The 25,807-nt window shown below is 65.2% G+C and carries 26 protein-coding genes; 17 read left to right on the top strand and 9 right to left on the bottom strand.

Going from position 1 to position 25,807, the window contains the following annotated elements; genetic code table 11:
• Positions 1-200 precede the first annotated feature (200 nt).
• Positions 201-1,316 carry an acetoin utilization protein AcuC gene (locus tag EP376_RS06885; protein ID WP_127654836.1) on the bottom strand — a complete coding sequence of 372 codons (1,116 nt, stop codon included), beginning with the start codon at positions 1,314-1,316 and terminating at the stop codon, positions 201-203.
• Between the two features lie 96 nt (positions 1,317-1,412).
• Here EP376_RS06885 and EP376_RS06890 point away from each other — a divergent pair, with 96 nt between their 5' ends.
• The 7 genes from EP376_RS06890 to EP376_RS06920 are packed head-to-tail and all read left to right on the top strand — an operon-like array spanning position 1,413 to position 9,019.
• On the top strand, positions 1,413-2,360 hold the full coding sequence (locus EP376_RS06890; RefSeq protein WP_127654837.1) for an ABC transporter permease: 948 nt from the start codon (positions 1,413-1,415) through the stop codon (positions 2,358-2,360).
• Complete coding sequence (locus tag EP376_RS06895) at positions 2,360-3,175, top strand: ABC transporter permease (protein WP_127654838.1); 816 nt, start codon at positions 2,360-2,362, stop codon at positions 3,173-3,175. Before EP376_RS06890 ends, EP376_RS06895 begins: the two co-directional genes overlap by 1 nt.
• Positions 3,172-4,779 (top strand): ABC transporter ATP-binding protein, encoded by a 1,608-nt coding sequence (locus tag EP376_RS06900; protein WP_127654839.1) that lies wholly within the window; start codon positions 3,172-3,174, stop codon positions 4,777-4,779. Before EP376_RS06895 ends, EP376_RS06900 begins: the two co-directional genes overlap by 4 nt.
• Positions 4,769-6,217 (top strand): aldehyde dehydrogenase family protein, encoded by a 1,449-nt coding sequence (locus EP376_RS06905; RefSeq protein ID WP_127654840.1) that lies wholly within the window; start codon positions 4,769-4,771, stop codon positions 6,215-6,217. The genes EP376_RS06900 and EP376_RS06905 overlap by 11 nt, the downstream gene beginning before the upstream one ends.
• A complete protein-coding gene (locus EP376_RS06910; RefSeq protein WP_127654841.1) occupies positions 6,210-6,629 on the top strand; it encodes an acyl-CoA thioesterase in 420 nt (139 codons plus the stop codon). The genes EP376_RS06905 and EP376_RS06910 overlap by 8 nt, the downstream gene beginning before the upstream one ends.
• Positions 6,630-6,674: 45 nt before the next feature.
• A complete protein-coding gene (locus tag EP376_RS06915; protein WP_127654842.1) occupies positions 6,675-7,415 on the top strand; it encodes an SDR family oxidoreductase in 741 nt (246 codons plus the stop codon).
• Between the two features lie 2 nt (positions 7,416-7,417).
• On the top strand, positions 7,418-9,019 hold the full coding sequence (locus tag EP376_RS06920) for a GMC family oxidoreductase (RefSeq protein WP_127654843.1): 1,602 nt from the start codon (positions 7,418-7,420) through the stop codon (positions 9,017-9,019).
• Between the two features lie 63 nt (positions 9,020-9,082).
• Here EP376_RS06920 and EP376_RS06925 read toward each other — a convergent pair whose 3' ends face one another.
• Together EP376_RS06925 and EP376_RS06930 are read right to left on the bottom strand one after the other, a co-directional pair.
• Entirely contained in the window at positions 9,083-9,748 is a 666-nt protein-coding gene (locus EP376_RS06925; protein WP_127654844.1) for an SOS response-associated peptidase, read from the bottom strand.
• Between the two features lie 170 nt (positions 9,749-9,918).
• Complete coding sequence (locus EP376_RS06930) at positions 9,919-11,484, bottom strand: bifunctional metallophosphatase/5'-nucleotidase (protein ID WP_127654845.1); 1,566 nt, start codon at positions 11,482-11,484, stop codon at positions 9,919-9,921.
• 145 nt (positions 11,485-11,629) lie between these two features.
• On the opposite strand from EP376_RS06930, the gene EP376_RS06935 reads away from it, so the two are divergent.
• Together EP376_RS06935 and EP376_RS06940 are read left to right on the top strand one after the other, a co-directional pair.
• Positions 11,630-11,965, top strand: coding sequence for a DUF952 domain-containing protein (locus tag EP376_RS06935; RefSeq protein WP_127654846.1), 336 nt, complete (start codon positions 11,630-11,632; stop codon positions 11,963-11,965).
• Positions 11,962-13,014: a quinone-dependent dihydroorotate dehydrogenase gene (locus EP376_RS06940; RefSeq protein WP_127654847.1), complete on the top strand. Its 1,053-nt coding sequence runs from the start codon at positions 11,962-11,964 to the stop codon at positions 13,012-13,014. Before EP376_RS06935 ends, EP376_RS06940 begins: the two co-directional genes overlap by 4 nt.
• 24 nt (positions 13,015-13,038) lie before the next feature.
• Here the strand turns inward: EP376_RS06940 and EP376_RS06945 are convergent, their stop codons facing one another.
• From EP376_RS06945 to EP376_RS06955, 3 genes are read right to left on the bottom strand one after another with little or no spacing between them, the layout of a single operon-like run.
• Positions 13,039-14,370 carry an MATE family efflux transporter gene (locus tag EP376_RS06945; RefSeq protein ID WP_127654848.1) on the bottom strand — a complete coding sequence of 444 codons (1,332 nt, stop codon included), beginning with the start codon at positions 14,368-14,370 and terminating at the stop codon, positions 13,039-13,041.
• A gap of 1 nt (position 14,371) precedes the next feature.
• Positions 14,372-14,878 carry a PaaI family thioesterase gene (locus EP376_RS06950; RefSeq protein ID WP_127654849.1) on the bottom strand — a complete coding sequence of 169 codons (507 nt, stop codon included), beginning with the start codon at positions 14,876-14,878 and terminating at the stop codon, positions 14,372-14,374.
• Entirely contained in the window at positions 14,875-15,312 is a 438-nt protein-coding gene (locus EP376_RS06955) for a PaaI family thioesterase (protein WP_127654850.1), read from the bottom strand. Before EP376_RS06955 ends, EP376_RS06950 begins: the two co-directional genes overlap by 4 nt.
• A gap of 135 nt (positions 15,313-15,447) precedes the next feature.
• On the opposite strand from EP376_RS06955, the gene EP376_RS06960 reads away from it, so the two are divergent.
• The 8 genes from EP376_RS06960 (at position 15,448) to EP376_RS06995 (ending at position 23,360) form a co-directional block, all read left to right on the top strand.
• Positions 15,448-15,822, top strand: a complete 375-nt coding sequence (locus EP376_RS06960; protein WP_127654851.1) for a MerR family transcriptional regulator — start codon at positions 15,448-15,450, stop codon at positions 15,820-15,822.
• Positions 15,823-16,057: 235 nt separating this feature from the next.
• Entirely contained in the window at positions 16,058-16,459 is a 402-nt protein-coding gene (locus EP376_RS06965; protein WP_127654852.1) for a MerR family transcriptional regulator, read from the top strand.
• 37 nt (positions 16,460-16,496) lie between these two features.
• On the top strand, positions 16,497-18,275 hold the full coding sequence (locus EP376_RS06970) for an acyl-CoA dehydrogenase (protein WP_127654853.1): 1,779 nt from the start codon (positions 16,497-16,499) through the stop codon (positions 18,273-18,275).
• 42 nt (positions 18,276-18,317) lie between these two features.
• Complete coding sequence (locus EP376_RS06975; protein WP_127654854.1) at positions 18,318-18,530, top strand: hypothetical protein; 213 nt, start codon at positions 18,318-18,320, stop codon at positions 18,528-18,530.
• Positions 18,531-18,737: 207 nt separating this feature from the next.
• Entirely contained in the window at positions 18,738-19,370 is a 633-nt protein-coding gene (locus EP376_RS06980) for a glutathione S-transferase family protein (protein WP_127654855.1), read from the top strand.
• 10 nt (positions 19,371-19,380) lie between these two features.
• A complete protein-coding gene (locus EP376_RS06985) occupies positions 19,381-20,592 on the top strand; it encodes an acetyl-CoA C-acetyltransferase (protein ID WP_127654856.1) in 1,212 nt (403 codons plus the stop codon).
• Positions 20,593-20,595: 3 nt separating this feature from the next.
• The gene (locus EP376_RS06990) at positions 20,596-21,069 is read left to right on the top strand and encodes a hypothetical protein (protein WP_127654857.1); all 474 of its coding nucleotides are present in this window, start codon (positions 20,596-20,598) and stop codon (positions 21,067-21,069) included.
• Positions 21,070-21,155: 86 nt separating this feature from the next.
• Positions 21,156-23,360, top strand: coding sequence for a 3-hydroxyacyl-CoA dehydrogenase NAD-binding domain-containing protein (locus EP376_RS06995; protein WP_127654858.1), 2,205 nt, complete (start codon positions 21,156-21,158; stop codon positions 23,358-23,360).
• A 31-nt stretch (positions 23,361-23,391) separates the two neighbouring features.
• On the opposite strand, the gene EP376_RS07000 is transcribed toward EP376_RS06995, so the two are convergent.
• From EP376_RS07000 to EP376_RS07010, 3 genes are all read right to left on the bottom strand, one after another.
• Entirely contained in the window at positions 23,392-24,015 is a 624-nt protein-coding gene (locus EP376_RS07000; RefSeq protein ID WP_127654859.1) for a Hint domain-containing protein, read from the bottom strand.
• Between the two features lie 179 nt (positions 24,016-24,194).
• Positions 24,195-24,839 (bottom strand): sulfotransferase family 2 domain-containing protein, encoded by a 645-nt coding sequence (locus EP376_RS07005; protein WP_127654860.1) that lies wholly within the window; start codon positions 24,837-24,839, stop codon positions 24,195-24,197.
• Entirely contained in the window at positions 24,836-25,777 is a 942-nt protein-coding gene (locus tag EP376_RS07010; RefSeq protein WP_127654861.1) for a DMT family transporter, read from the bottom strand. The genes EP376_RS07005 and EP376_RS07010 overlap by 4 nt, the downstream gene beginning before the upstream one ends.
• Positions 25,778-25,807: the final 30 nt, after the last annotated feature.

Genomic DNA, 25,807 nt, shown 5'->3' on the forward strand with positions numbered 1-25,807 from the left:
AGGCTTGCAAACTACGCCTCAGCGAGGGTTCTGGACAAGCCAGGCTTTCAGCAAGACAGCACAGGACTCGACGTGCCGAGCCTGACGCTTGTCCGAGACACTCGTGCGGCCTGCATCCTTCAGCCGGCGTATCATCCACAAGCACCCCGCAAGTTCCAAGGCACGACAGCGATCCGAAAGGTGCAAGAAATCCGTAACATTCACGTGTCGCGGCGGATCAAGACCCCGACACCGTGGCGGATTTCGTCGCGGATCGGGCCCGGGCGCGGCGCATCGCGCAGCGTGGTGAACCAATGCTCCGGGGGGTTGCGGCCCCGCCTGTTGCCCTTGAATTCCAGTGCCCGCAGAACCGCCTCCGGCTCTGGCGGCAGCCTTTCGGGGATCGGGTGGCCGTTCAGCACCGCCCAGACCCCGGTCCAGAGCCGCCCGACAGACCACGGATTGTATCCCCCGCCGCCCAGCACCAGAAGCCGCGGCGCGAGGCCCATCAGCGCGGCCACCGCCGACCAATGGGCGTTGTTCGACAGTTCGAGATGCGAGAGAGGATCCTCCTCGACCGCATCGGCGCCACATTGCAGGACGATCGCATCCGGCGCAAAGCGCGTGACCTTGGGCAGGATCAGCTCGTTCAGGATGTAGGCGAACTCCGTGTCGTTCAGACCGCGCGGCACCGGAAGGTTGTGGCTGTGCCCGCCGCCGTCATCGGCCAGCGTGCCTGTCCCCGGCCAGCGTTTTTCCTGATGGACCGAGATCAGGATGCATTCCGGATCGGCACCAAAGGCGAATTCCACCCCGTCGCCGTGATGCGCGTCGATGTCGATATAGGCGATGCGGCGCGCACCATGAGCCCTGAGCGACAGGATCGCGAGCACCGCGTCGTTCAGATAGCAGAACCCGCTGGCCCGGTCCGGCATGCCGTGATGCGTCCCACCCGCCGGGCTGTGGATGATCCCGCCATCCGCCAGCAGCTCGCCCGCAAGGATCGAGGCCCCGGCGGCCGTTGCGGGCCTGCGGTAGATTTCGGGATAGACCGGGTTCGACACCGTGCCGATATGGTGGCGGGCGATGTCTTCGGGCCGGGCTTCCTGCGTGGCCTCTGCACGCTGGAGGGCGGCGATATAGTCGGGCGTATGCCAAGCGGTCAGGGCCGCGGGCTTGGCACGCGGCGAGGTCATGTACTGATCCGGCCCGAGCCAGCCCAGCGCGCGCGCCAGATCGATCACGGTCGAGACGCGGGGCACCCGCAGCGGATGCGACGGGCCGTAGGACGAGCCGCGATAGATCTCGGACCCCAGAAAGAGCGGACGGGACAGCATGGCCCACATCTAACCCGTCAGGCCCCAAGGGCCAGAGCCCGAAACGGGCTGTCGGATTGCCGTTTACCTCCTGCCCGCGGGTGCTAACGTGGCGCCATGCTGCGCTATGCCCTCAAACGCCTGCTCTCGCTCGTGGTCAGCCTCATTGTGGCCTCGATCGTGATCTTTGCGGTGATCGAGGTGATCCCCGGCGATCCTGCCGCGCTGATCCTCGGCGTCAACGCGCGGCCCGATACGCTGGCGGCGCTGCGCACCGAGATGGGGCTCGATCAGCCCTTGCCGCTGCGCTACGCCGATTGGGTCTGGGGGATGCTGCGTGGCGATTTCGGAACGTCGATCACCTACAAGACCCCGGTGGCCGAAATGGTGGCCGACCGGATCTGGGTGTCGTTGCCGCTGGCGATCTATGCGCTGTGCCTGTCGACGCTGATCGCCTTTCCGGCGGGTATCTATGCCGCGGCCCGGCGCGGGCGCGCGGGCGATCTGGGTGTGATGGGGGCCACGCAGCTGGGCGTGGCGGTGCCGAATTTCTGGTTTGCCATGATCCTTGTCCTGATCTTCGCGATCAACCTGAGATGGTTCCCCTCGGGCGGCTTCCCCGGCTGGGACGAGGGCTTCTGGAAGGCGATGAAGGCGCTGACCCTGCCAGCCATCGCGCTCGCGCTACCGCAGGCGGCGATCCTCGCGCGCGTCATGCGATCCTCGCTTCTCGACATGCTGGACGAGGATTTCATCCGCACGGCCCGGGCCAAGGGGCTGTCGCGCCGTCAGGCGCTGTGGCGCCATGCGGTGCGCAACGCGCTGATCCCGGTTCTGACGATCATCGGCCTGCAATTCGCCTTCCTTCTGGCCGGCGGGATCATCATCGAACAGGTGTTCTTCCTGCCCGGGCTGGGGCGGCTGATCTTTCAGGCGATTTCAGCGCGCGACCTGATCGTGGTGGAAAGCGTGGTGATGCTTCTGGTTTTTGTAGTGATCGTGGTGAATTTCGCCGTCGATCTGGCCTATGCGGCCGTCGATCCGCGGCTGAGGACGGGCCGGTGATGCCGCGCAGCTTCCTGATCGGCACAGTTCTGACCGCCCTCTTCGTCGGCATGGCGGCCATCTCGCTGATCTGGACACCCCATGACATCGAGAGCCTCGATATCCCGAACAAGCTGAAGCCGCCCTCGGGCGCCAACTGGCTGGGCACCGATCAGTTCGGCCGCGACATCCTGTCGATGATCATGGAAGGGGCGCGCACTTCGATCGCCGTGGCGCTGCTGGCGGTGGGGATCGGGATGGCGCTTGGCGTGCCGCTGGGCCTGTGGGCGGCGGCGCGCAAAGGCAGCCTGCTTGACGAGCTGATCATGCGCGGAAACGACCTGATCTTTGCCTTCCCCTCGCTTGTGATCGCAATCCTGATCACCGCGATCTTCGGAGCGAGTGCGGTCAACGCGATCATCGCGATCGGCATCTTCAACATCCCCGTCTTTGCCCGGCTATCACGCTCGGGCGCGCTCTCGCTGTGGGAGAGGGACTTCATCCTTGCCGCGCGCGTCTCGGGCAAATCGGCCTTCCGCATCTCGTGGGAGCATATCCTGCCCAACATCCTGAACCTGATGATCGTGCAGGGCACGATCCAGTTCTCGCTCGGGATCCTGGCCGAGGCGGCACTGAGCTATATCGGCCTTGGCGCGCAGCCCCCCACGGCAAGCTGGGGGCGGATGCTGGCCGATGCCCAGACCCTTGTCGCCATCGCGCCGCACACGGCACTTGTGCCCGGGCTTGCCATCGTCTTCATGGTTCTGGGTCTTAACCTGATGGGCGACGGTCTGCGCGACTGGCTCGACCCGCGGCTCCGGGTGGAACGGGCATGAGCCTTCTGGCGATCAGCGACCTCACGGTGCGGTTCGGCGAGGCGAAGGCCGTCTCGGGCCTGTCGATGCAGGTGGAGCCGGGCGAGATCGTGGCCGTCACCGGCGAAAGCGGGTCGGGCAAGTCCATGACGGCGCTTGCGATCATGGGATTGCTGCCCAAGGCCGCGCGGGCCGACGGCCGGATCGAACTCGACGGGCAAGAGCTTCTTTCCCTGCCCGAGCCCGAGCTGTGCAAGATGCGCGGCCGCGCCATGGGCATGGTCTTTCAGGAGCCGATGACGGCGCTCAACCCCGTCCAGACCATCCGCGATCAGGTGGCCGAGACGATCCTCGTTCACGGTGCCGGCAGCCGGGCCGAGGCGCGGACACGGGCGGCCGAAATGCTCGACCGGGTGGGCCTGCCGCAGGACCGGTTCCCGTTGAACCGCTATCCGCACCAGCTATCGGGCGGGCAGCGTCAGCGCGTTGTGATCGCCATGGCAATCGCGCTGCGGCCACGGCTCCTGATCGCGGACGAGCCGACAACCGCGCTCGACGTGACGACGCAGGCCCGTATCCTCGACCTGCTCAAGGGGCTGGTGGACGAATTCGGCATGGGCCTTGTCATGATCACCCATGACCTTGCGGTGGTGTCGGACATGGCCGACCGGATCGTCGTGATGCGCCATGGCGAGGTGATGGAACAGGGACCAACGGCCCGGATCATCGCCGAGCGTCGCCACCCCTATACCCGCGCCCTGTTCGAGGCGTCGGACCATGCGGTCGACCTGCCGCCCGCGCCGCCGCCTGGTCCGATGCTGGAGTTGCGCGACGTGGTGCGCGATTACCGCCTGCCCCGGCGCAAGCTGTTCGAACCGGCGCGCCACATGCGCGCGGTCGACGGCGTAAGCCTGACGATCAACCGGGGCGAACGGGTCGGGCTGGTAGGCGAATCCGGCTGCGGGAAATCCACGCTGACCCGCGCGATCCTCGGTCTGGAAGAGGTGCAGGGCGGCTCCATCACACTCGATGGGGAGCCCGTCTTTACCGGCCACAGGCCGAACCTCAGCGCCCGGCGCAAGATGCAGGTCGTCTTTCAGGACCCCTACGGATCGTTCAACCCGCGCCACCGGGTCGGCCGGCTTATCACCGAACCCTTTCACCTCTTGCCCAGCCCCCCGAAAGGCGCCGACCGCGACCGCGCCATCGCCCGCGCGCTGAGCGATGTGGGGCTGACGCCCGCTGACGCCGACCGCTACATCCACGAGTTTTCCGGCGGTCAGCGTCAGCGCATCGCCATCGCCCGCGCGCTGATCATCGAACCGGAACTCATCGTCTTTGACGAGGCGGTCTCGGCCCTCGATGTCTCGGTCCGGGCGCAGATCCTCGATCTGATCGCCGATCTCTGCCGGAAACGCCCGCTTGGCTATCTTTTCATCAGCCACGACCTGTCGGTCGTGCGCAGCGTGACCGATCGTGTCCTCGTGATGAAATCGGGGCGGATCGTCGAAGAGGGGCGGACGGAAACCGTTTTCGACAGCCCCGCCCATCCCTATACCCGAACCCTGATCGAGGCCGCCCCCCGGCTGCCCGACCTGGACAGGAGCGCCGCCCATGCAACTTGACGAATTCGGCATTCCAGCCGCCGCCCACCTGATCGGAGGCAAGTGGATCGAGGCCCGCGACACCCTGCCCCTGACCGACCCGTCGACCGGGCTGGCGATGACCCGGATCGGCAAGGGTGGCCCGGCAGAGATCGACGCCGCCGTCGCCGCAGCCCATGCCGCGCGCGCGGGCGATTGGGGCCGCATGACGGCCACCGAACGCGGCCGGGTCCTGTCGCGTCTGGGCCGTCTGGTCGAGACGCATAGCGAGGCGCTCACACGGCTCGAGGCGGCCGACGTCGGCAAGCCCCTGACCCAGGCCCGCGCAGATGCGCTCGCGCTTGCGCGGTATATGGAATTCTACGGCGGGGCCGCCGACAAGGTGATGGGCGAGACGATCCCCTATCTCGACGGCTACACCGTCTATACCCTGCGCGAACCGCATGGCGTGACGGGGCATATCATCCCGTGGAACTACCCGATGCAGATCATCGGGCGGTCGGTGGGGGCGGCGCTCGCGATGGGCAATGCCTGCGTGTTGAAACCCGCCGAGGAGGCCTGCCTGACGGCTCTGGCCTTCGCGCAGCTGGCGCTGGAGGCGGGTCTTCCGCCCGGTGCGCTCAACGTCGTCACCGGCCTCGGGGCCGAGGCCGGCGCAGCGTTGTCGGCCCATCCGGGCGTGCAACATATATCGTTTACCGGATCGGTCGCCACAGGCGCGCGGATCCAGGCTGCCGCCGCGCAGAACGTCGTGCCCGTCACTCTGGAACTGGGGGGCAAATCCCCGCAGGTCGTCTTTGCCGATGCAGATCTGGATCGGGCGCTGCCGTTCCTTGTCAATGCCGGCATCCAGAATGCCGGGCAAACCTGTTCGGCCTCTTCCCGCATCCTCGTCGAGCGCCCGGTCTATGACGAACTGCGAGAGCGGATGGCCGCCGCCTATGGCGCGCTGAAGGTCGGGCCCGCAACCGATGACCTGAATGTCGGCCCGCTGATTTCCGAACGGCAGCTGGGGATCGTGAACGATCTCCTCGAACTCGGGAGCGATCTGAACGTCGCAGGCCGGGGCGTGCTGGCGCCCGGCGCGCCGTCTGCCGGAAACTATGCGATCCCCACACTGTTCGCGGATGTGCCCCCCGACCACAGGCTGGCCCGGGACGAGATCTTCGGCCCCGTGCAGGTCATGATCCCGTTCGATACCGAGGTCGAGGCCATCGCGATTGCCAATGGCACCGACTACGGCCTCGTGGCCTCGGTCTGGACGGCCGATGGCGGGCGACAGATGCGGCTGGCAAAGGCGATCCGGTCTGGCCAGATCTTCATCAACAATTACGGCGCAGGCGGCGGGGTCGAGCTGCCTTTCGGAGGGGTCGGCAAGTCTGGCCACGGACGCGAAAAGGGGTTCGAGGCGCTCTATGGCTTTTCGACGCTGAAAACGGTCGCGGCCTGGCATGGCTGAGATCGAAACGGTCCGCCGGGTCATCCGCGAGGACGAATGCGACCTTCTGGGCCATCTGAACGTGGCCGGCTATATCGCGCTGGCCTCCGATGGCGGTTTTGCCATCATGGCGGCCTTCGGCATGGACGAGGATCAGATCGTCGCGGGCCGGCATCAGAGTTTCGCTGTGATCCAGTCCGACGCGGCGTTCAAGGCCGAGGTCCTGCCGGGACAGGAGGTTCATGTCCGGTCGGCCCTGACCGAGATCGGCAGCTATGCCGCCAAGTTCCGGCACCGGGTCTATCTGGGCGACCGCATGGCGTTTCAGACGATTTTCACCTGCGTCCTGATGGACCTGAAGACACGCAAGGCCCGGCTGATCGACGACGATCTGCGCGCGGCGATGACACCGTTCCTGATCGCGGCCGACTGACGGCGCGCGGGAACCTGGCGGCACGGATCAAGGGAGGAACAGACCATGCGGCTTGACGGAAAGACGGCGATCGTGACCGGTGCGGGATCGGGTTTTGGCGCGGGCATCGCGCGGAAATTCGCGGCGGAGGGCGCGCAGGTGATGGTGGCCGATATCAACGGTGACGGCGCCGATGCGATCGCGCGCGAAATCGGCGGGATTGCACAGCTCTGCGATGTGAGTTCGGGCGACAGCGTCGCGAAGATGGCCGAGGCCGCGGGATCGGCCTGGGGCCGGGTCGACATCCTCGTCAACAATGCAGGCGTCACCCACCTGCCCGCCCCGATGGAGGAGGTGAGCGAAGAGGATTTCGACCGCGTGATGGCCGTCAACATGAAGTCGGTCTACCTCATGGCGCGCGCCTTCGTGCCCGGGATGAAAGCGGCGGGCCGGGGCGCGATCCTCAACGTGGCCTCGACCGCGGGCGTGTCGCCCCGGCCAAGGCTCAACTGGTACAACGCCTCCAAGGGCTGGCTGATCACGGCCACCAAGGCGATGGCGGTCGAACTGGCGCCCGCGGGCGTCCGGGTCAACGCGATCAACCCGGTCGCGGGGGAAACGCCGCTGCTCAAAAGCTTCATGGGCGAAGACACGCCCGAGATCCGCGCGAAATTCCTTGCCACCATCCCGCTGGGACGGTTCTCGACCCCCGAAGACATGGGCAACGCCGCCTGTTTCCTGTGCTCGGACGAGGCCAGCATGATCACCGGCGTCGCGATGGAAGTCGATGGAGGGCGCTGTATCTGAGAATGGAAGGTGACGCCGATTTCATAATCGTGGGCGCCGGTTCGGCGGGATGCGTTCTTGCCAACAGGCTGAGCGCCGATCCCGGGACCCGCGTCCTGCTGATCGAGGCCGGCGGGCCAGCGCGCAATCCGTGGCTCCATATCCCGGTGGGATACTTCCGGACGATGCACAATCCCGCCTATGACTGGTGCTACCGGACCGAGCCCTGCCCCGGCCTGAATGGCCGCAGCATTGCCTGGCCGCGCGGCAAGGTTCTGGGTGGCTCCTCGGCGATCAACGGCCTTCTCTACGTGCGCGGCCAGCCGCAGGATTACGATCGCTGGCGCCAGATGGGCAATCCGGGCTGGGGATGGGACGATGTTCTGCCGCTGTTCAAACGGTCCGAGCATCAGGCGCGCGGGGCGGACGCGTTTCACGGGACAGACGGCGAGCTGTCGGTCTCGGACATGTCGGTCCGGCGCGAGATCTGCGACGCCTGGATCGCGGCGGCAGAGGCTGCCGGGTATCCCTTCAATCCCGATTACAACGGCGCCCGGCAAGAGGGTGTCGGCTACTTTCAACTGACAGCAGCACGGGGGCGCCGGTTGTCCGCGGCCACGGCCTTTCTCAAACCGGCAAGATCACGGTCCAATCTGCGGGTCATGACAGGGGCACATGTCCGGCGGGTTCTTGTCGAGGACGGGCGGGCCACGGGGGTCGTCTATGACGACAAGACCGGGGCCGAGCGCACGGCCCGGGCCCGACGTGACGTGATCCTGTCGGCAGGCGCCATCGGATCGCCACAGCTCCTCATGCTGTCGGGGATCGGCCCCGGAGCCGCCTTGCAGAAGTTGGGCCTTCCGGTCCTGCGCGACGCGCCGGAGGTAGGGCGCAACCTGCAGGATCACCTGCAGGCCCGGCTGGTGTTTCGCTGCCGCAAGCCCACGCTCAACTCCGAGGCACGAAGCCTGCTTGCCAGGTTGCGCATGGTGGCGGAATACGCGGTGCGCCGGACCGGACCGATGACCATGGCGGCAAGCCTTGCCACCGGGTTCCTGCGCAGCAACGACCATGTCGAGACGCCCGACATCCAGTTTCACATCCAGCCGTGGTCCGCCGACAGCCCGGGCGAAGGCGTGCACCCCTTTGCCGCGTTCACCGCATCAGTCTGCCAGCTGCGCCCCGAAAGCCGGGGCGAGATCCGGCTCGCCTCGCCCGATCCGGCCGTGCATCCGTTGATCCATCCCAACTACCTTGCCACGCCGACAGACTGCCAGACCCTTGTCGCGGGCATCCGGATCGCAGCGCGGATCGCGCAGACCGACCCACTCCGCCCCGAGATCACCGCTCTGCATCAACCCGCCGAGGGGCATGAGTTCTCGGACGACGACGCGACACTCGACTGGGCCCGCCAGACGGCGACGACGATCTATCATCCGACAGGGACCTGCCGCATGGGTCCCGACGACGCGGCAGTCGTCGACCCCGCGCTGCGCGTGCGGGGGGTCGACGGGCTTCGGATCGCGGATTGCGCGATCATGCCCGAGATCACCTCCGGCAACACCAACGCTCCGGCGATCATGATCGGTGAAAAGGCGGCGACCCTGATCCAGTCGGATCAATGACGGGCCAGACCAAAATTCGCGAATTTTGGTGGCCCAACAAAATTACATAATTTTGTTGGGCGCTCAGCTGTCGATCGGCTCGATCAACTCAGGACCGGTTGCACGATTGGAATTCACCCGTCGATCCACACGGTAGAGGTCGAGGACATCATCCCGTGCCGCGCGCATCAAGACCGCGGCACCCTTGCCCGCCTCACCGAGCCAGAGCGGCCAGTCCTGACGCTCCAGGATGACGGGCATGCGATGGTGAACCTCGCGCATCGGCGCATTGGCGGCGGTCGTGACCACCGCGCAGGTGACATGGCCTTCCTCTCCCCGCTCCCACTCCTGCCAGATGCCGGCGAGCGCCAGGGGCGCGCCGTCCCGACGAAAGATGTACCACGGCAGCCGCGTCCCATCGTCGAGCCGGGTCCATTCATAGAACCCCGACGCGACAACGATGCAGCGGCGTTCCCGCACCGCCGCCCGAAAGGCAGGCTTTTCGGCGATCGTCTCGGCTCGGGCATTGATCAGAAGGGGCCCGTCGTTCGTTGCCTTGTACCAATGCGGAAGAAAGCCCCAGCGCATCGGCCGCAACCTGCGCGCCGCCCCGTCAGAGGTCACCGTATGGATCTGAACCGTCGGGCAGACGTTGAAATTCGGCACATCGGGCAGATCGTTGCCCGGCGCCGCGTCGAAGATCTGTGCCATCGCGTCATGGGGCAGGGTTATGGCCATGCGACCGCACATTGCAGGCTCCTTTCGGGCTGTGTCCACCTCCCAGACTAAGCGCCCGAGGGCTCACAGGCAAACCGCGATCGCCGAGACCTTGTCCGCGGGCACAGCGCGCAGCCTCAAGGAAAAATGCCCCCCGGCCAGTCGGCCGGAGGGCATGAACTCGGATCATCCGGAAGAGGCGCCTATTCGGTGATCATCGTGATCCGGCCATCGGTGTAGGGCTGGTAGGGGCCCTGCTCCTGCAGGTATTCGATCACGACGTCGGCCAGGTCAGGTCCGAAATCATAGGCGTTCTCGGCATCGAGAAACATCGAGTAGCCGTCCCCGCCATTGCGGACGAAGTTGTTCGACACGACGCCATAGGTCGCGGCGGGATCGATCGGTGCACCGGCCACCATGACGTCGGAGATCCGGCTGCCGGGCTCCTGGGTCAGGTCGACCGTATAGGACATGCCCGCCACCTGCGGGAACCGGCCCGATCCGTCTTCGTGCTGGCTTGCCCCGTTCTCGAGCGCGTCCAGCATCACCTGCCCGGACACGAAGAACGTCGACAGGGTGTTCTGGAACGGAAGAACCGTCAGAACCTCGCCCTTGGTGATCTCGCCCGCCTCGATATTGGCGCGAATACCGCCAGAGTTCATGAAGCCGATCTGGATGCCCTGATCGGCCACCCGCTCGAGCATGGCGTCGGCAATCAGGTTGCCTCCCGAACATTCTTCGGCGCGGCAGACACCGCGGTCGCCCACGATCATGTCGACCGCCTCGGCCACGACCTCGTTGCGGATCTCGTCGAGAGGCGCCGCCAGCTCGTCGATGCGCGCCACGGCGGCGGCATCCTCGGTCACGGAGGCGTCCATGATGATCGGCTCGCCCATTGCTTCGGTGATCACGCCGTCATCGTCGAAGGTCACCATCAACTCGCCCAGGAATTTGCCGTAGGCATAGGCCTGCACGATCGCCGTATCGCCGACCATGATCGGGTAGGGCCCTTCTGCATCCTCGTCGACGTTGGACAGGTAGGTGTTGTCGTGGCCACCGACGATCACGTCGACGCCCTCCACGGCCTCGGCCACAGCCATGTCGACGCCCATGCCCGAATGGCTCAGGACAATGATCTTGTTCACACCGTCTGCCGTCAGCGCGTCGACCTGCGCCTGCACGGCCGCGACCGGGTCGGTGAAGGTCACGTTGGGGCCCGGGCTTGCCAGTTCGTCGGTGTTTTCGGGCGTCAGGCCGATCATGCCGATCCGCTCGCCGCCGACCTCGATCACGGTCGAGGGCATGATGGCATCGGACAGAAGCTCTTCTCCGGAGATGTCGGCGTTCGACATCAGCACGGGGAAATCGACCGTATCGACAAAGCCGCGCAGCACCTCGGGGCCATCGTCGAATTCGTGGTTGCCCACGGTCATGCCGTCATAGCCCATGAGGTTCATGAATTCGGCAGCCATCGCGCCCTTGTAGTAGGTATAGAACAGCGTGCCCTGAAACTGGTCACCGCCATCGACAAGGATCGAATTCTCGTGACGCGCGCGCGCATCGGCGATCGCGGTGACAAGACGTGCCGAACCGCCAAAGCATTCGCCTGCAGCGTTGTCCTCGTCCGAGCAGCCCGAGTCGAATCGGCTGATCGGCTCAAAGCGCGCGTGAAAATCGTTGGTATGAAGAATCGTGAGCGAATACTCGGCCGACGCCGCGCCCGCGCAAAGCGCAAGGGCGCAGGACGTCGTGAAAAGTCTGGCAAACATATGGTCATCCCCCGTTGGATCATTGACTGGGCCAAGCTTGGGCCGGAAAGGCCGATCTGTCAAAGCCCTCGGCGCGTGCCTTGGCGGCAATTTGTGACATGCACATGACCTTGACCGATTTGCAGGCACAGGTCATGAGGCGAACATGCTGATCTACAAACTCTTCCGCCCCGCCGAATGGGACATTCTCGTGCGCGACGGCGCCACGCCCGGCGCGCCTATCGATATCGCCGACGGCTATGTCCATTTCTCGACCGCCAGTCAGGTGGCCGAAACCGCCCGCCGCTATTTCGCCGATGTCGAGGGCGTTGTCCTCGTGGCGGTGGAGGCCGATGCGCTCGGCCCCGACCTTGTCTGGGAGCCGTCACGCGGTGGCGATCTGTTCCCCCATCTTTATCGCGAGATGCGGATGACGGATGTCGCCTGGCACGAGGTGCTGGCGTCCGGCCCTGACGGTCATCGCTTTCCGGATCTGGCATGAGCGTTCTGGAACAGCTGGGCATGACTGTCCTGCGTCGGATGGACCCGGAAACGGCCCATGGCATTGCTCTGCGCGCGCTGAATGCGGGGCTGGGGCCGCGCGGCGGGCCGGTGACGACACCCCGCCTTGCGACCCGGCTTGCCGGTCTGGACCTGCCCAACCCAGTGGGGCTCGCGGCCGGGTTCGACAAGAACGCGGTGGCCCTCGATGCGCTAGCGCGCACCGAATTCGGCTTTCTTGAGGTGGGTGGCGCGACGCCGCGCCCACAGCCGGGCAACCCCCGGCCTCGTCTCTTCCGGCTGACCGAGGATCGGGCCGTCATCAACAGGTTCGGGCTGAACAACGAGGGGATGGAGGCCATCGGCCAGCGGCTGGCCCGACGACCGAAGGGCGCGATCCTGGGCCTCAATCTCGGCGCCAACAAGGACAGCGATGACCGAAGCCGCGACTACGCAACGCTGTTGTCGCATTGCGGGCCTCACCTCGACTTCGCGACCGTCAACGTCTCCTCCCCCAATACCGAGAAGCTGCGCGATCTTCAGGGCGCCGCCGCGCTCCGGTCGTTGCTTGCCGGCGTGATGGAGGCCAATGCGGCCCTTCCTGAACCCAAGGCCATCTTCCTCAAGATCGCGCCCGAGCTGGACAGCGACGAGATCGCGCAGGTGGCCGAGGTGGCGACCGCATCGGGCATCGATGCAATCATCGCCACGAATACCACGCTATCGCGCGATGGTTTGAAAAGTGCACATCGCGATCAGCAAGGCGGGCTTTCGGGCGTGCCGTTGTTCGAAAAATCCACCCGGGTTCTGGCGCAACTTTCGACCCTTACCGATCTGCCGCTGATCGGCGTGGGCGGTATCTCATCCGCCGAAGACGCCTATGCCAAGATCCGGGCCGGGGCCAGCGTGGTCCAGCTTTACAGCGCGCTGGTCTATGGTGGGATCAGCCTTGCGGGCGAGATCATCCGGGGCCTCGATGAGTTGCTGGCCCGCGACGGGTTCGGCACGGTGGCCGATGCCGTCGGCACGGGCAGGGGCGACTGGCTCTGATCAGGGGCAGCGCGGTGGCAGGGCCTATCCGGCCGCCACCTCGCGTTCCAGTGACGGATAGCGCAGGCCAAGCGTGATGCCGCGCAGCGCGAAGCTCAGCAACAGCGCGACCCACAGGCCGTCATTGCCCAGCCATGCCACCAGCAGCGGCGCGGCGGCAAAATAGCCGGCCGCCGACAGGGCCATCATGTTGCGCATGTCGCGGGTCCGGGTCGCGCCGATGAAGATCCCGTCGAGCATCCACGGGGCGAGGCCCACCACCGGCGCCAGCACCATCCAGACCAGATCGTCCTTGGCCGCCAGACGCACCTCGGGCGCGGTCGTCATCAGGTCGATGATCGCACCCCCGGCCAGCGCAAAGGTCAGCGCAAGACCAAGGCAGATGGCGAAGGCCCAGAGCGAGGCCAGCCATGCACCGCGCCTCAGCACCGCCAGCGCCCGGGCGCCCACGGCCTGCCCCACGATGGCCTCCGCGGCAAAGGCGAACCCGTCGAGCCCATAGGCCGTGATATGCAGGAATTGCAGCAGCACCTGATTGGCCGCAAGCGTCACATCGCCGATCCCCGCCCCCCAGAACAGGAAGCTAACGAAGATCGCCTGCAGCAGAACCGACCGGATCAGGATATCGGTGTTGACCGAGATCATGCGCCTGATCCGGACCGCATCAAAGACCCGCGCCGCGTCGCGCCAATACGGCCCGGCGAAGGCAGCGCGGCAAAACCACAGGCCCAGCGCGGCGCCCGACCATTCGGCAAGGAAGGTGGCGATTGCCACACCCTCGACACCCCAACCCAGCCCCAGAACGAACCACAGGTCCAGAAGCACGTTCAGCCCGTTCATCCAGACCTGGATCACCAGAACCGCGCGCGTCCGTTCCTGCGCGATCAGCCAGCCGGTGATCCCGTAGATCGCGATCGCCGCGGGCGCGGACCAGATCCGGATGCCCATGTAGGCGCGGGCCATCTCCTCGACCTCGTCGCTGGCGGGCGAAACGAGAAAGCCCAGCCCGAAAAGCGGACCCTGCAACAGGATCAGGCCCAGCCCCGCCACCCCCGCCACGATCAGCGCACGCGACAGAAGGGCCGCGACCTCCGCCCCGTCTCCCGCGCCATGAGCCTGGCTCGTCAGGCCGGTCGTGCCCATCCGCAGGAATCCGAAAAGCCAGTAGAACGCGGTCAGGATGATCGCGCCGATCCCCACCGCGCCGATCGGCGCGGCCTCGCCCAGCTGGCCCACCACGCCGGTATCGACCGCGCCCAGAATCGGGACGGTCGCGTTCGACAGGACGATGGGCAGCGCGATGGCAAGAACCCGGCGATGCCCGGGCAGATCGCGCCCCGGAACGGCCTCGGTCATGTCAGGTGCCGGGCATCAGGAAATGCCCGGTGGCCTGTGCGAAAAGCCGCGCGCGATTGTCCTGCCACGCCTCCACATGCACCGAGGCATAGCGACGGCCCGACCGGTTCACCCTGGCGCGCGCATAGGCGTCGCGCGGCAGGCCCGAGCGAAGGTAGTCGACCGTGAAATCAATGGTCTTGGGCCATTTCGGTTTGCCCGTGGGCACAGGTTTCGTCCCGCCGCCCTGCTCTATCTCGTCCCACGCGATGGCCCAGCTCAGTTCCACGATCGCCGTCGTCTCGAGAAAGGCCGCGATCGCGCCGCCGTGCAGCGCCGGCAGCACGGGGTTGCCCACCAGCTTGTCGTCATAGGGCAGGATCGCCGTCAGCTCGTCGCCCCGGCGGTCGAACGTGATGCCGAGAAAGCCGATGTAGGGCACCGTCGAGACAAGCTTGGCCAGGGCGGCATCCCGGCGCTGCTTGATCACCTGAACGGGTTCGGGGCGGGTGCGGGGCGGCGTGCTCATGATGCACGCTCGACCGTGAAGGCGCCGGTTGCCGTGGCCACCGGCCTGTCACGGTCGTCATCCAGCGCCACGGCCCGCACAAAGGCCACGCTTCGGGTGATGTGATAGCATTCGGCTTCGGCCCGGATCGCCTGCCCCGGTGTCGCAGGCCGCATGTAATCGATCCGCAGATCCAGCGTCGCCGTTCCCAGAACCTCCGCATCACGGCTGACGACCGCGATCCCGCCGCAGGTATCCATCAGGGCCGACACCGCGCCCCCATGGATGATCCCGGCGTCCGGGTCGCCGACGAACCGGGCGTCATACGGCATCTCGAGCACCGCCTGCCCCGGCGACACATCGATCACCTGCATCCCCAGCGCCACCGAATGCGGCAATGCCGCGATGAAGGCGCGGGCAAATTCCGCGTTGTCGCGCTGCCGTCCGTCGACCATCTCGGCACCTCCTGTCATCCGGTTCGTTTCTGTCGCGCCACGCGCCCGGCGACAAGGGGCAATGCCGGCCCCGTCGCCCGAAGATGTTGCCCGCCCCGGCCCCCGGTTCTAGGATCGGATCGGAGGATCATGCCGATGTCAGAACCCCGCCTGAGTTTCAAGGAGATGTGCGCCAAGTTCGATGTGACGCCGCGCACCTTGAGGTATTACGAGTATATCGAACTGCTGTTCCCGGAACGCGAGGGGCGGTCACGGTTCTATGGCACCCGGGAGATTGCCCGGATGACCCTGATCCTGCGGGGGCGTCGGTTCGGGTTCTCGCTCGAGGAAATCCGCCAGTGGCTCCTGATCTATGACAAGGAAGGCACCGAGGCGCAGATGCGAACCTGGGTCGAACTTGCCAATGGCAAGCTTGAAGAGCTGAACGAGCAGAAGGCACAGCTCGAGGAAACCATCGACGCTCTGACATCGCTGCGCGACAGCACGGCCCGCTCGATCGGACAGACCTAGACGAATCAAGCCGCCGGTTCCGATCCCAGCCCCCTGCGTCCCAACCTGGCGGACGCCCGTTTCAGGCCGTCACAAGCTATACGAATGTTTCGGAATTCGGGCCTCTGGCGTGCCTGACCTTTCGTCAAGCGCATTCTGACGCGGCGTTACATTACGTTAACGTCATCTTTCCTTGTAGGATGGCGATCAAATCCTCACCTCTGTCTCATCGCATCAGCTGTCAGAGACACGAACCATGACCAAAGACGACACCATGACGATCCGCGAGATGTGCGACAGTTTCGACGTGACGCCCCGGACTCTGCGGTTTTACGAGGCCAAGGAACTGCTGTTCCCGATCCGTGAAGGCAACAAGAGGTTGTTCACGAAACGTGATCGCGCCCGGCTCAAGCTGATCCTGCGCGGCAAGCGGTTCGGATTCACTCTCGAGGAAATCCGCGAACTTCTGGACCTGTATCACATGGACGACAGCCAGGTGACCCAGCTGTCCAAGACCTATGACCTTGCTCTGCGCCACCTCGCCGAGATGGAGGCCCAGCGCGCCGAACTCGACGAGGCAATCGGCGAATTGAAGAACCAGATCGACTGGGGCGCGAAAGAACTCGCCCGTCGCAAGAGGAACGAAACCGCGGCCTGACCGGGCCGCCTGCCATCACGAGGAAAGGGAGCCCGCCATGCCCAGCTACACCGCCCCCACCAAGGACACCCAGTTCATCCTGCACGACATGCTTGGTGTGTCCGAGCAGGACATCCCCGGCTACGACGAGTTGGACCGCGATTTCAGCGCCGCCGTTCTGGAAGAGGCCGGCAAGATCGCGTCCGAGGTCCTGCAACCGCTGAACGCGGTGGGCGACAAGGTCGGCTGCACCCTCGAGAATGGGGTCGTGCGCACGCCGCCCGGCTTCAAGGACGCCTATGCCAGGGTCTGCGAGGGTGGCTGGCCGGGTCTGGACTGCGATCCCGAATATGGCGGACAGGGCATTCCCTACGTTCTGCACACCGCGGTGGGCGAGTATTTCAGCGCGGCCAACATGGCGTTTCAGGTCTATAACGGCCTCACCCACGGCGCCGTGTCCGCGATCAATGTTCATGCGACCAAGGCCCAGAAAGCCACCTTCCTGCCCAAGATGATCACCGGCGAATGGACCGGCACGATGAACCTGACGGAGCCGCATTGCGGCACGGACCTCGCGCTGATGCGCACAAAGGCCGAACCGCAGGGCGACGGCACCTACCGTGTCAGCGGTCAGAAGATCTTCATCTCCGGCGGCGAACAGGACCTGTCGGACAACATAATCCATCTCGTGCTGGCCAGGATCCCCGGCGGGCCCGAGGGCATCAAGGGCGTATCGCTTTTCATCGTGCCGAAATTCATGGTGAATGACGACGGCAGCCTCGGCGCCCGGAACGGCGTCTCGGTCGGCTCCATCGAGGAGAAGATGGGCCTGCATGGCAACGCCACCTGCGTCATGAACTACGACAATGCGACAGGCTATCTTCTTGGCGAAGAGCACAAGGGCATGCGCGCGATGTTCACCATGATGAACGAGGCGCGTCTGGCCGTTGGTCTGCAGGGCTTTGCCCAGGCCGATGTCGCCTACCAGAACGCGGTAGCCTATGCCAATGACCGCCTTCAGGGCCGCGATGTGACCGGCGCGCAATATCCCGACCGGGCCGCCGACCCGATCATCGTGCATCCCGATATCCGGCGCAGCCTGATGGACCAGAAAAGCTTCGTCGAGGGCGGCCGCGCACTGACGCTCTGGGGCGCGCATCTGATCGACCGCGCCCATCGCCTGAACGACAGCGATGCCGATGGCCTCGCCTCGCTCCTGACCCCGGTAATCAAGGGCTTCCTGACCGACAAGGGCTTCGACAGCACCATCGCCGCTCAGCAGGTCTATGGCGGGCATGGCTACATCGAGGAATGGGGCATGTCGCAGTTCGCCCGCGACGCGCGGATCGCGATGATCTACGAAGGCGCCAACGGTATTCAGGCGCTCGACCTTGTCGGTCGCAAGCTCGCCGCCGACGGGGGCCGACACATCATGGCCCTCTTCGACCTCGTCAAATCCTTCATCAAGGAGAACGAGGGCGACGAACGGCTCAAGGCAGGCTTCCTCGACCCCCTGAAATCCGCCTCCAAGGATCTGCAGGCGGCGGGCATGTATTTCATGGCCGAAGGCACCAAGAACCCCAACAACGCGCTCGCGGGGTCCACGGACTTCATGCACATGATGGGTCATGTCTGCCTCGGCCTGATGTGGGCGCGCATGGCAAAGGCGGCCCACGCGGCGCTTGACGCGGGCGCGACCGACCGCGATTTCTACGAGGCCAAGATCGCGACTGGGCGCTACTACATGGCACGCCAGCTGCCGGCCACGTCGATGCATCTTGCGCGCATCAATTCCGGGGCCGAGCCCGTGATGGCGCTTGAGGCCGCGCATTTCTAGGCCGAAACTGCAGTTCCCCGTCGCCCACGAAAGGCCCCCAAGATGCCCAAACGCCTGCGCCTGACCCGCCGCTTCCCCGTCGCCATGACAGAGGACGGCTACCGCCGGCTCCGCCGCTTCGCATCCGAGGCCGGGCTCGACGAGGGAGAGGCCCTGTCGTTCCTGTTCGAGAATTTCGACAGCGTGATCGACGAGGATACCTTCGGCCACAGGCTGCGGCTCTTCAACGCCGAACTCGAAGATCGCAAACGATGACACTGCCCCGACCCGAACATTCTCTGAGGAGGGACGGGCCGGGGTCTTCGCGTCGGGCGGCCATCGGCTCTCCAGCCTGTACCGCAAGGCCGATGATCGACCAAAGATGGTTAACAATGCGTTCTTCGTGTTGGTGAAAATACTCCGCGGGGGTCCGGGGGCGCGAAGCCCCCGGCGGCCTGCCAAATGAACGGATCGGGAGAAAAGATGTACAAACTCTATTGCTTCGGCGAAAGCGGCAACGCCTACAAGGCGGCGCTGACGCTCACCCTCGCCGGCGAGGAATGGGAGCCGGTCCATGTGGATTTCTTCAACGGCGAGACCCGGACGCCTGAATTCCGCGCCCTCAATGTCATGGGCGAAGTGCCCGTCATGGTCGATGGCGACACCGTGCTGACCCAGTCGGGCGTTATCCAGGATTACATCAGTTCCAAGACGGGGAAGCTGGGCGGACGCTCCGCGGCCGAGCGGCGCGAGGTTCTGCGCTGGCTGTTTTTCGACAACCACAAGGTCTCGGGCCTCGCGGGCCCGCTGCGGTTCAACATGAACTTCCTGCCCGAGGCCAAGCGCAACGCCGATGTGAACGGCTATCTCGCCATGCGGCTCGCCTCCGCACTCAAGGTGATGGAGACGCATCTGGAGGGGCGCGACTGGCTCGCCGGCGCGGATGTGACCCTCGCCGATCTCGCTTGCTGTGGCTACCTTTTCTACGACGAGCCCTTCACCTTCGACCGCGCCGATTACCCCAATATCGACCGCTGGCTCGGCCGAATTTCCGCGCTCCCCGGCTGGAAACACCCCTACGACATGATGCCCGGCAACCCTGCCGACCGGGCCTGAGGAGGCACAGATGACAGACGCCTATATCTACGACGCCGTTCGCACCCCGCGAGGCAAGGGCCGCGCCGATGGCAGCCTGCACGAGATGACCTCGGTGCGGCTGTCGTCGCAGGTGCTCAACGCACTCAAGACGCGCAACCACCTCGACGGCGATGCTGTCGAGGACGTGATCTGGGGCAACGTGACCCAGGTGGGCGAACAGGGCGGCTGCCTTGCGCGCACCGCCGTTCTGGCCTCCGACTTCGACCAGCGTGTCCCGGGCCTGTCGATCAACCGCTTCTGCGCCTCGGGCATGGAGGCCGTGAACCTCGCGGCAAACCAGATCCGCGGCGGCGCGGGTCAGGCCTATATCGCGGGCGGCGTCGAGATGATGAGCCGCGTGAAGATGGGCTCTGACGGCGCGGCCATTGCCGCCGATCCATCCGTCGCGATGGAGACCTATTTCGTGCCGCAGGGCATCTCGGCCGATATCATCGCGACCGAATACGGCTTCACACGCGACGAAGCCGACGCGCTGGCCGTCGAAAGCCAGCGCCGTGCAAAGGCCGCATGGGATGATCGGCGGTTCGACAAATCCATCGTCACCGTGTGCGACCAGAACGGCCTGCCGGTTCTCGATCGCGACGAATACATGCGCCCCGAAACCGACATGCAATCCCTCGGCGCGCTGAAACCCGCCTTCAAGGAAATGGGCGAGGTGATGCCCGGCTTCGACGCCGTGGCTCTGATGAAATACCCCCATCTCGAGCGGATCGAGCATATTCACCACGCCGGGAACTCATCGGGCATCGTCGATGGCGCGGCCGGTGTTCTCGTCGCGTCGAAGGAATGGGGCGAGGCCCGCGGCCTCAAGCCCCGCGCGCGCATCCGCGCCACCGCCAAGATCGGCACCGATCCGACCATCATGCTGACGGGCCCCGTTCCGGTTACGGAAAAGATCCTCGCCGACAGCGGCATGTCGATCAGCGACATCGACCTGTTCGAGGTGAACGAGGCCTTCGCCAGCGTCGTGATGCGGTTCCTTCAGCGTTTCGAGGTCGATCCCGGTCTGGTCAACGTCAATGGCGGGGCGATCGCCATGGGCCACCCGCTGGGCGCAACGGGCGCCATCATCATCGGCACGCTTCTGGACGAGATGGAACGGTCGGATCGTGAAACGGGCCTCGCCACGCTTTGCATCGCGTCGGGCATGGGTGCAGCCACGATCCTGGAACGGGTCTGAGAAATGTCGGAATTCGACGCAAGACGCATCTATCAGGAGCATCTCGACGCTGCATCGCGGGCTGCCTTCAGGGGTGATTTCAATCAATTCCTGGAGTATATCGCGATCCCCTCTCAGGTCGTGATGGCCGACCGTGAAGTCGTGATTTCCACGAGTGAGGAACTTGAACTCCTGATGCAGGACTACGCGCTCAATCTTCAGGCCGAGGGCGTGGTCGCGGAACGGGAATGGTGCATCGAGGCGGCCTTTGTGCCGAACATGCCGGACATGATCGCCGGAACCAACCTGACCGAATGGACATTCGCCGATGGCCGTCCCCCCCGGCGCTTTGCCAACCGTCTTGTGCTGCTGCACTACCCTGTCGGCTGGAAACTCATATGGCTTCAAAGTGATCTCGCCTGCGAGGATCTCAACATGATCAGCCCCGAATTCGCGGCCGCTCAGGCAGGTATCCTGTCATCCCTGAGGCCCCAGTGACCGCGCCTCATGACCAACACAAGCCGTTGACCGGCGGCATGCCCGGTTCCGGCCGGACGCACAGACCCACCGAAGGGAAGAAATAAATGGCTGATTTCACGATGGAAAAAGGCGCCGACGGCGCCGCGATCATTACCTGGGACACGCAGGGCAAGTCGATGAACGTCATGACGCTCGACGCGTGGGACGAACTTGACGCGCTGATCGACGATGCACTTGCCGATGACGCCGTCAAGGGCATCGTCCTGACCAGCGGCAAGCCCGGCAGCTTTGCGGGCGGCATGGACCTCAAGGTCATCGCCAAGATGAAGGAGATGGCGGGCGACGATCCGGCCAAGGGCCTTTTCGACGGGATCATGAACGCGCACCGCATCATGCGAAAGATCGAGCGCGCCGGCATGGACCCCAAGACGCTCAAGGGCGGCAAGCCGATTGCGGCCGCCCTGCCCGGCACGGCCCTCGGGATCGGGTTGGAGATCCCGCTGTCGTGTCATCGCATCTTTGCGGCCGACAACCCCAAGGCCAAGATCGGCCTGCCCGAGATCAAAGTGGGCATCTTCCCCGGCGCGGGCGGCACCACCCGGCTGACCCGCAAGCTGGGCCTGATGGGCGCCTCGCAACTGCTGCTGGAAGGCAAACTGAACGACCCGGCCAGGGCCAAGGCCGCGGGCGTGATCGACGAGGTCGTGCCCGCAGAGGATCTGGTCGATGCTGCGCGCGCATGGGTGCTGGGGGCCACGGACAACGATATCGTCAAGCCGTGGGATCAGAAGGGCTACAAGTTCCCCGGCGGCGCGCCCTATCACACCTCGGGCTTCATGACCTTTGTCGGGGCCTCGGCCATGGTCAACGGCAAGACCAAGGGCGTCTATCCGGCGGCCAAGGCGCTGTTGTCGGCTGCCTATGAAGGCGCGATGGTGCCGTTTGACACCGCTCTGAAGATCGAGGCCCGCTGGTTCACCAATGTCCTGATGAACCCGTCGTCGGCCAACATGATCCGGTCGCTCTTCGTTTCGAAGGAGGCGCTGGAAAAGGGCGCGAACCGCCCCGAGGCGCCCGACCAGAAGGTCGGCAAGGTCGGCGTTCTGGGTGCCGGGATGATGGGCGCGGGGATCGCGCTTGTCTCCGCGCTGGCCGGGATCGAAGTCGTCCTGATCGACCAGACGCAGGAGGCCGCCGACAAGGGCAAGGCCTATACGACCGCCTATATGGACAAGGGCATCGCCCGCAAGAAGGCCACGCCCGAAAAGAAGGAGGCCGTGCTTGGCCTGATCACCGCGACAACCGATCTGGAGGCGCTCCGGGGGTGTGACCTGATCGTCGAGGCGGTCTTCGAGGACCCGAAGGTCAAGGCCGGGATGACGCAGCGCGTCGAGGCCGTGATCGGTGAAGATTGCATCTTTGCGACCAACACCTCGACCCTGCCGATCACCGATCTGGCCAAGGCGTCGAGCCGCCCGGATCAGTTCATCGGCATCCACTTCTTCTCGCCCGTCGACAAGATGATGCTGGTCGAGATCATCAAGGGCCGGCAAACCGGGGATCGCGCGGTAGCCAAGGCGCTCGATTTCGTGCGCCAGATTCGCAAGACGCCGATCGTGGTCAACGATGCGCGGTTCTTCTATGCCAACCGCTGCATCATCCCCTATCTCAACGAAGGCATCCGGATGGTGTCCGAGGGCGTCGCCCCCGCGCTGATCGAGAATGCCGCCAAGCTGGTGGGAATGCCGCTGGGGCCGCTGCAACTGGTTGATGAGACCTCTATCGACCTTGGCGTCAAGATCGCCAAGGCGACCAAGGCCGCGATGGGCGACGCCTATCCCGACGAGGCCGTCGACGAGGTTCTGTTCTGGCTTGCCGACGAGGGGCGGCTGGGCCGGAAATCGGCCGCGGGCTTCTATGCCTATGACGACAAGGGCAAACGAACCGGTCTTTGGGAGGGTCTCGGCGCGCGCTATCCGCTGGCCGAAGAGCAGCCCGATCTGACCAGCGTCCAACACCGCCTGCTGTTCGTGCAATCGCTCGAGGCCGTGCGTGCGCTCGAGGATGGCGTGCTCGAGGATATCCGCGAGGGCGATGTCGGCGCGATCCTTGGCTGGGGCTTTGCGCCGTGGTCTGGCGGGCCGTTCAGCTGGCTCGACATGCTGGGCGCGGCCTATGCCGCCGAGCGGTGCGACGCGCTGGCCGAGCAATTCGGCGATCGCTTTGCCTGCCCGCCCCTCCTGCGCGAGATGGCAGACAAGGGGCAAAGCTTCTATGGCCGTTTCGCCCGGAAAGACGCAGCCGCCTGAGCGGCCGTGAACCAACCGGCGGGGTCGCGGCTCAGGCGGCGGCCCCGGCGGGCATCACGCCATCGGCCAGCACAAGCTGCGCCATCTCGCTGGTCAGGACGGGATACATCGCCTCTCCGCCCTGATCGTGCAGCAGATCTCCGGTGCCAGCGCAGACGATCATCATCCCGCCTGCGCCGAACACGGCCTGATCCGTTTCAAAATGAAGAGTGACGGCCATGAACCGTTCGCGGGGGCGGAGGCGGGTCACGCCCTCGATCCCGTCCAGTTCGCGGGCCTCGATTGCCACAAAGGGATCGCCGTACAATTCCTCGGCAAGATCGCTTTCCACAAGGATGACCTGCCCCGGCAGGAGCGTCAGCGGCGCCTTGTTGCCAAGCACACCCCGCGCCACCAGAAGGGGCCACGTCTCGACCGAGCGCGGCGCGCTGCCGGCCTCGACCAGATGGTGGCACACATCAATGAGCTTCTGCATGCCGTTGTCGAATGTCAGGACGAAATCGCCGGGTGCCAGCGTCTGGACGGGCCGCCAACCCTGACCCGAGGCCACCTTGGTTTCAGGCAGGATGCCCCCGGTTGCTTCGTTCAGATGTGCGTCGATCGGCGCGGACATGGCCGTGCTGACCTCCCAGTCGATATAAGCAGTCGCATTCATCTTGATATCCCCTCTCACCGGACGTGATGTTGGCAGACGTCGATCCGGTGACACCAGCAGGGGCGATTCGCGCGGCGCTCGTTAGGTGCGAATGAGGCAACAAAGCGGCATTGGGACGGCCAGGATGGGCAAGAAACATGGTTAACGACGATTAACCACGATCTGTGAACAATCAGCACCTAGAATTGGTAGCCGAACCGCTCGATATCGGCGGAACACAGTTCTGCAACAAGCTCTGCATCCTTGTCCGAGTAATAGACCCGCCAGTCGCGATCCCGATCCGAGGTGTTCTCACGGCCCGGCATGAGGTCAAAGCCCAGATGCGCCCGGACGGGGGCCAGATCGGCCTCCAGTGCTTCGATCCGGACAAAGACCGGGTCATGCAGTGCACCGGCCGCATCGCGCATGTAACTGTCATATCCATTGGCCGACACGGCGGCCCGCGTCATCGGGTCGTTCAGAAAACCGCTGAAATCCCGGCGCCGCGCCAGTGCGACGGCCGGATGGTCGAACTCCTGCGACGTCAGCCAATGATAATAGCTCACCAACCTGTCCCAGGGATTGCGCACGAGGGTGAAGATAAGGAAGGCCGACAACTCCTCCCGAGTGACGACACCTTCGATGTCGGCCAGGGTCGAATGTTTCCAGATCCGGCCCCGCGCCTTCAACTGTTTGGCGCGATTGCGTCGACGAAGCGCCTTGGGCGTGTCGCCGATAAGGATATCGTCCTTCATCGCCCGCGCCTCGAGCGCCAGCGCCATCGACGTGCCACCGGTCTTGGGGATGTGGACAAAGATATAGCGCCGGCCCCTGCTGATGATCATGGCGCCGGGCGCATCGGGTCGGGTGACGCGATCTGTGCCGCGCGCGAGCGCAGCGCGATCAGAACGCCGGATGCCACGATCAGGGCCATGCCCGCGATCTCGACCGGGCCCACGACCTGCCCCCACATGATCCAGGCAAAGACCGCGGCAAAGAGGATCAGCGAATATTCGTTGATGGCCACGAAACTCGCCTCGCCCAGCTGGTAGCCCCGCGTCAGGCAGACCACGCCCACCACGCTGCCGAAGGCCTGCACGAAGGTCCAGAACAGGACACCCGCATCCGGCGCCACCCAGCCCCGAAGCAGCCATCCCTCCGGCCCCGGCGGCGCGACCTGTGGCCAGATCGTCAGGCCCAGCACGCCCAGCGCCCCATAGACCCCGAGGATCAGGAAATAGCCCAGCACCATCACCAGCGCATCTTCGCCCTCGCACCACGCGCGGGTCGCCACTGCGCCCACCGCGTAGAACATGCCGGCCACGACCGGAAAGATCGACAGGATGGTCAGGCCGCCCCCGTCGGGCCAGACGATCAGAAGCACGCCGGCAAAGCCCGCCGCCACCGCGAACCACCGGAACGGGCCGACCCTCTGGCCCCGGAACAGCACCGAAATCAGAAGAACGAAGATCGGGGCCGTGAACAGGCCCGCCACAACGACACCGATCGGCAGGAAGGCAAGGCAGCCGAAATAGATCAGGAGCGCCGTCGCCGTGAAGAAGTTGCGCGCAAGCACCGCGCCCGGATTGCGGGCCCGAAGGACACCCAGACCCAGCAATGCGGCAAGCGCCAGAAGCGGGACGACCATCGACGAGCGCAGGGCATGAAACAGCCAGAGCCCGGTATCGGCGCTCAGAAGCGGGATCGTGTTGTCGACAAACCCCAGAATAAGCATGCCCGAGAGCGTGAAAGCGGTCGACCGCAGGGGTTGAGTGTCTTGCATCGAAAGAGCCTTCGCATAAAGCTGGACCCG

It is taken from the genome of Alexandriicola marinus, from assembly GCF_004000435.1.
GTDB classification, from domain to species: domain Bacteria; phylum Pseudomonadota; class Alphaproteobacteria; order Rhodobacterales; family Rhodobacteraceae; genus Alexandriicola; species Alexandriicola marinus.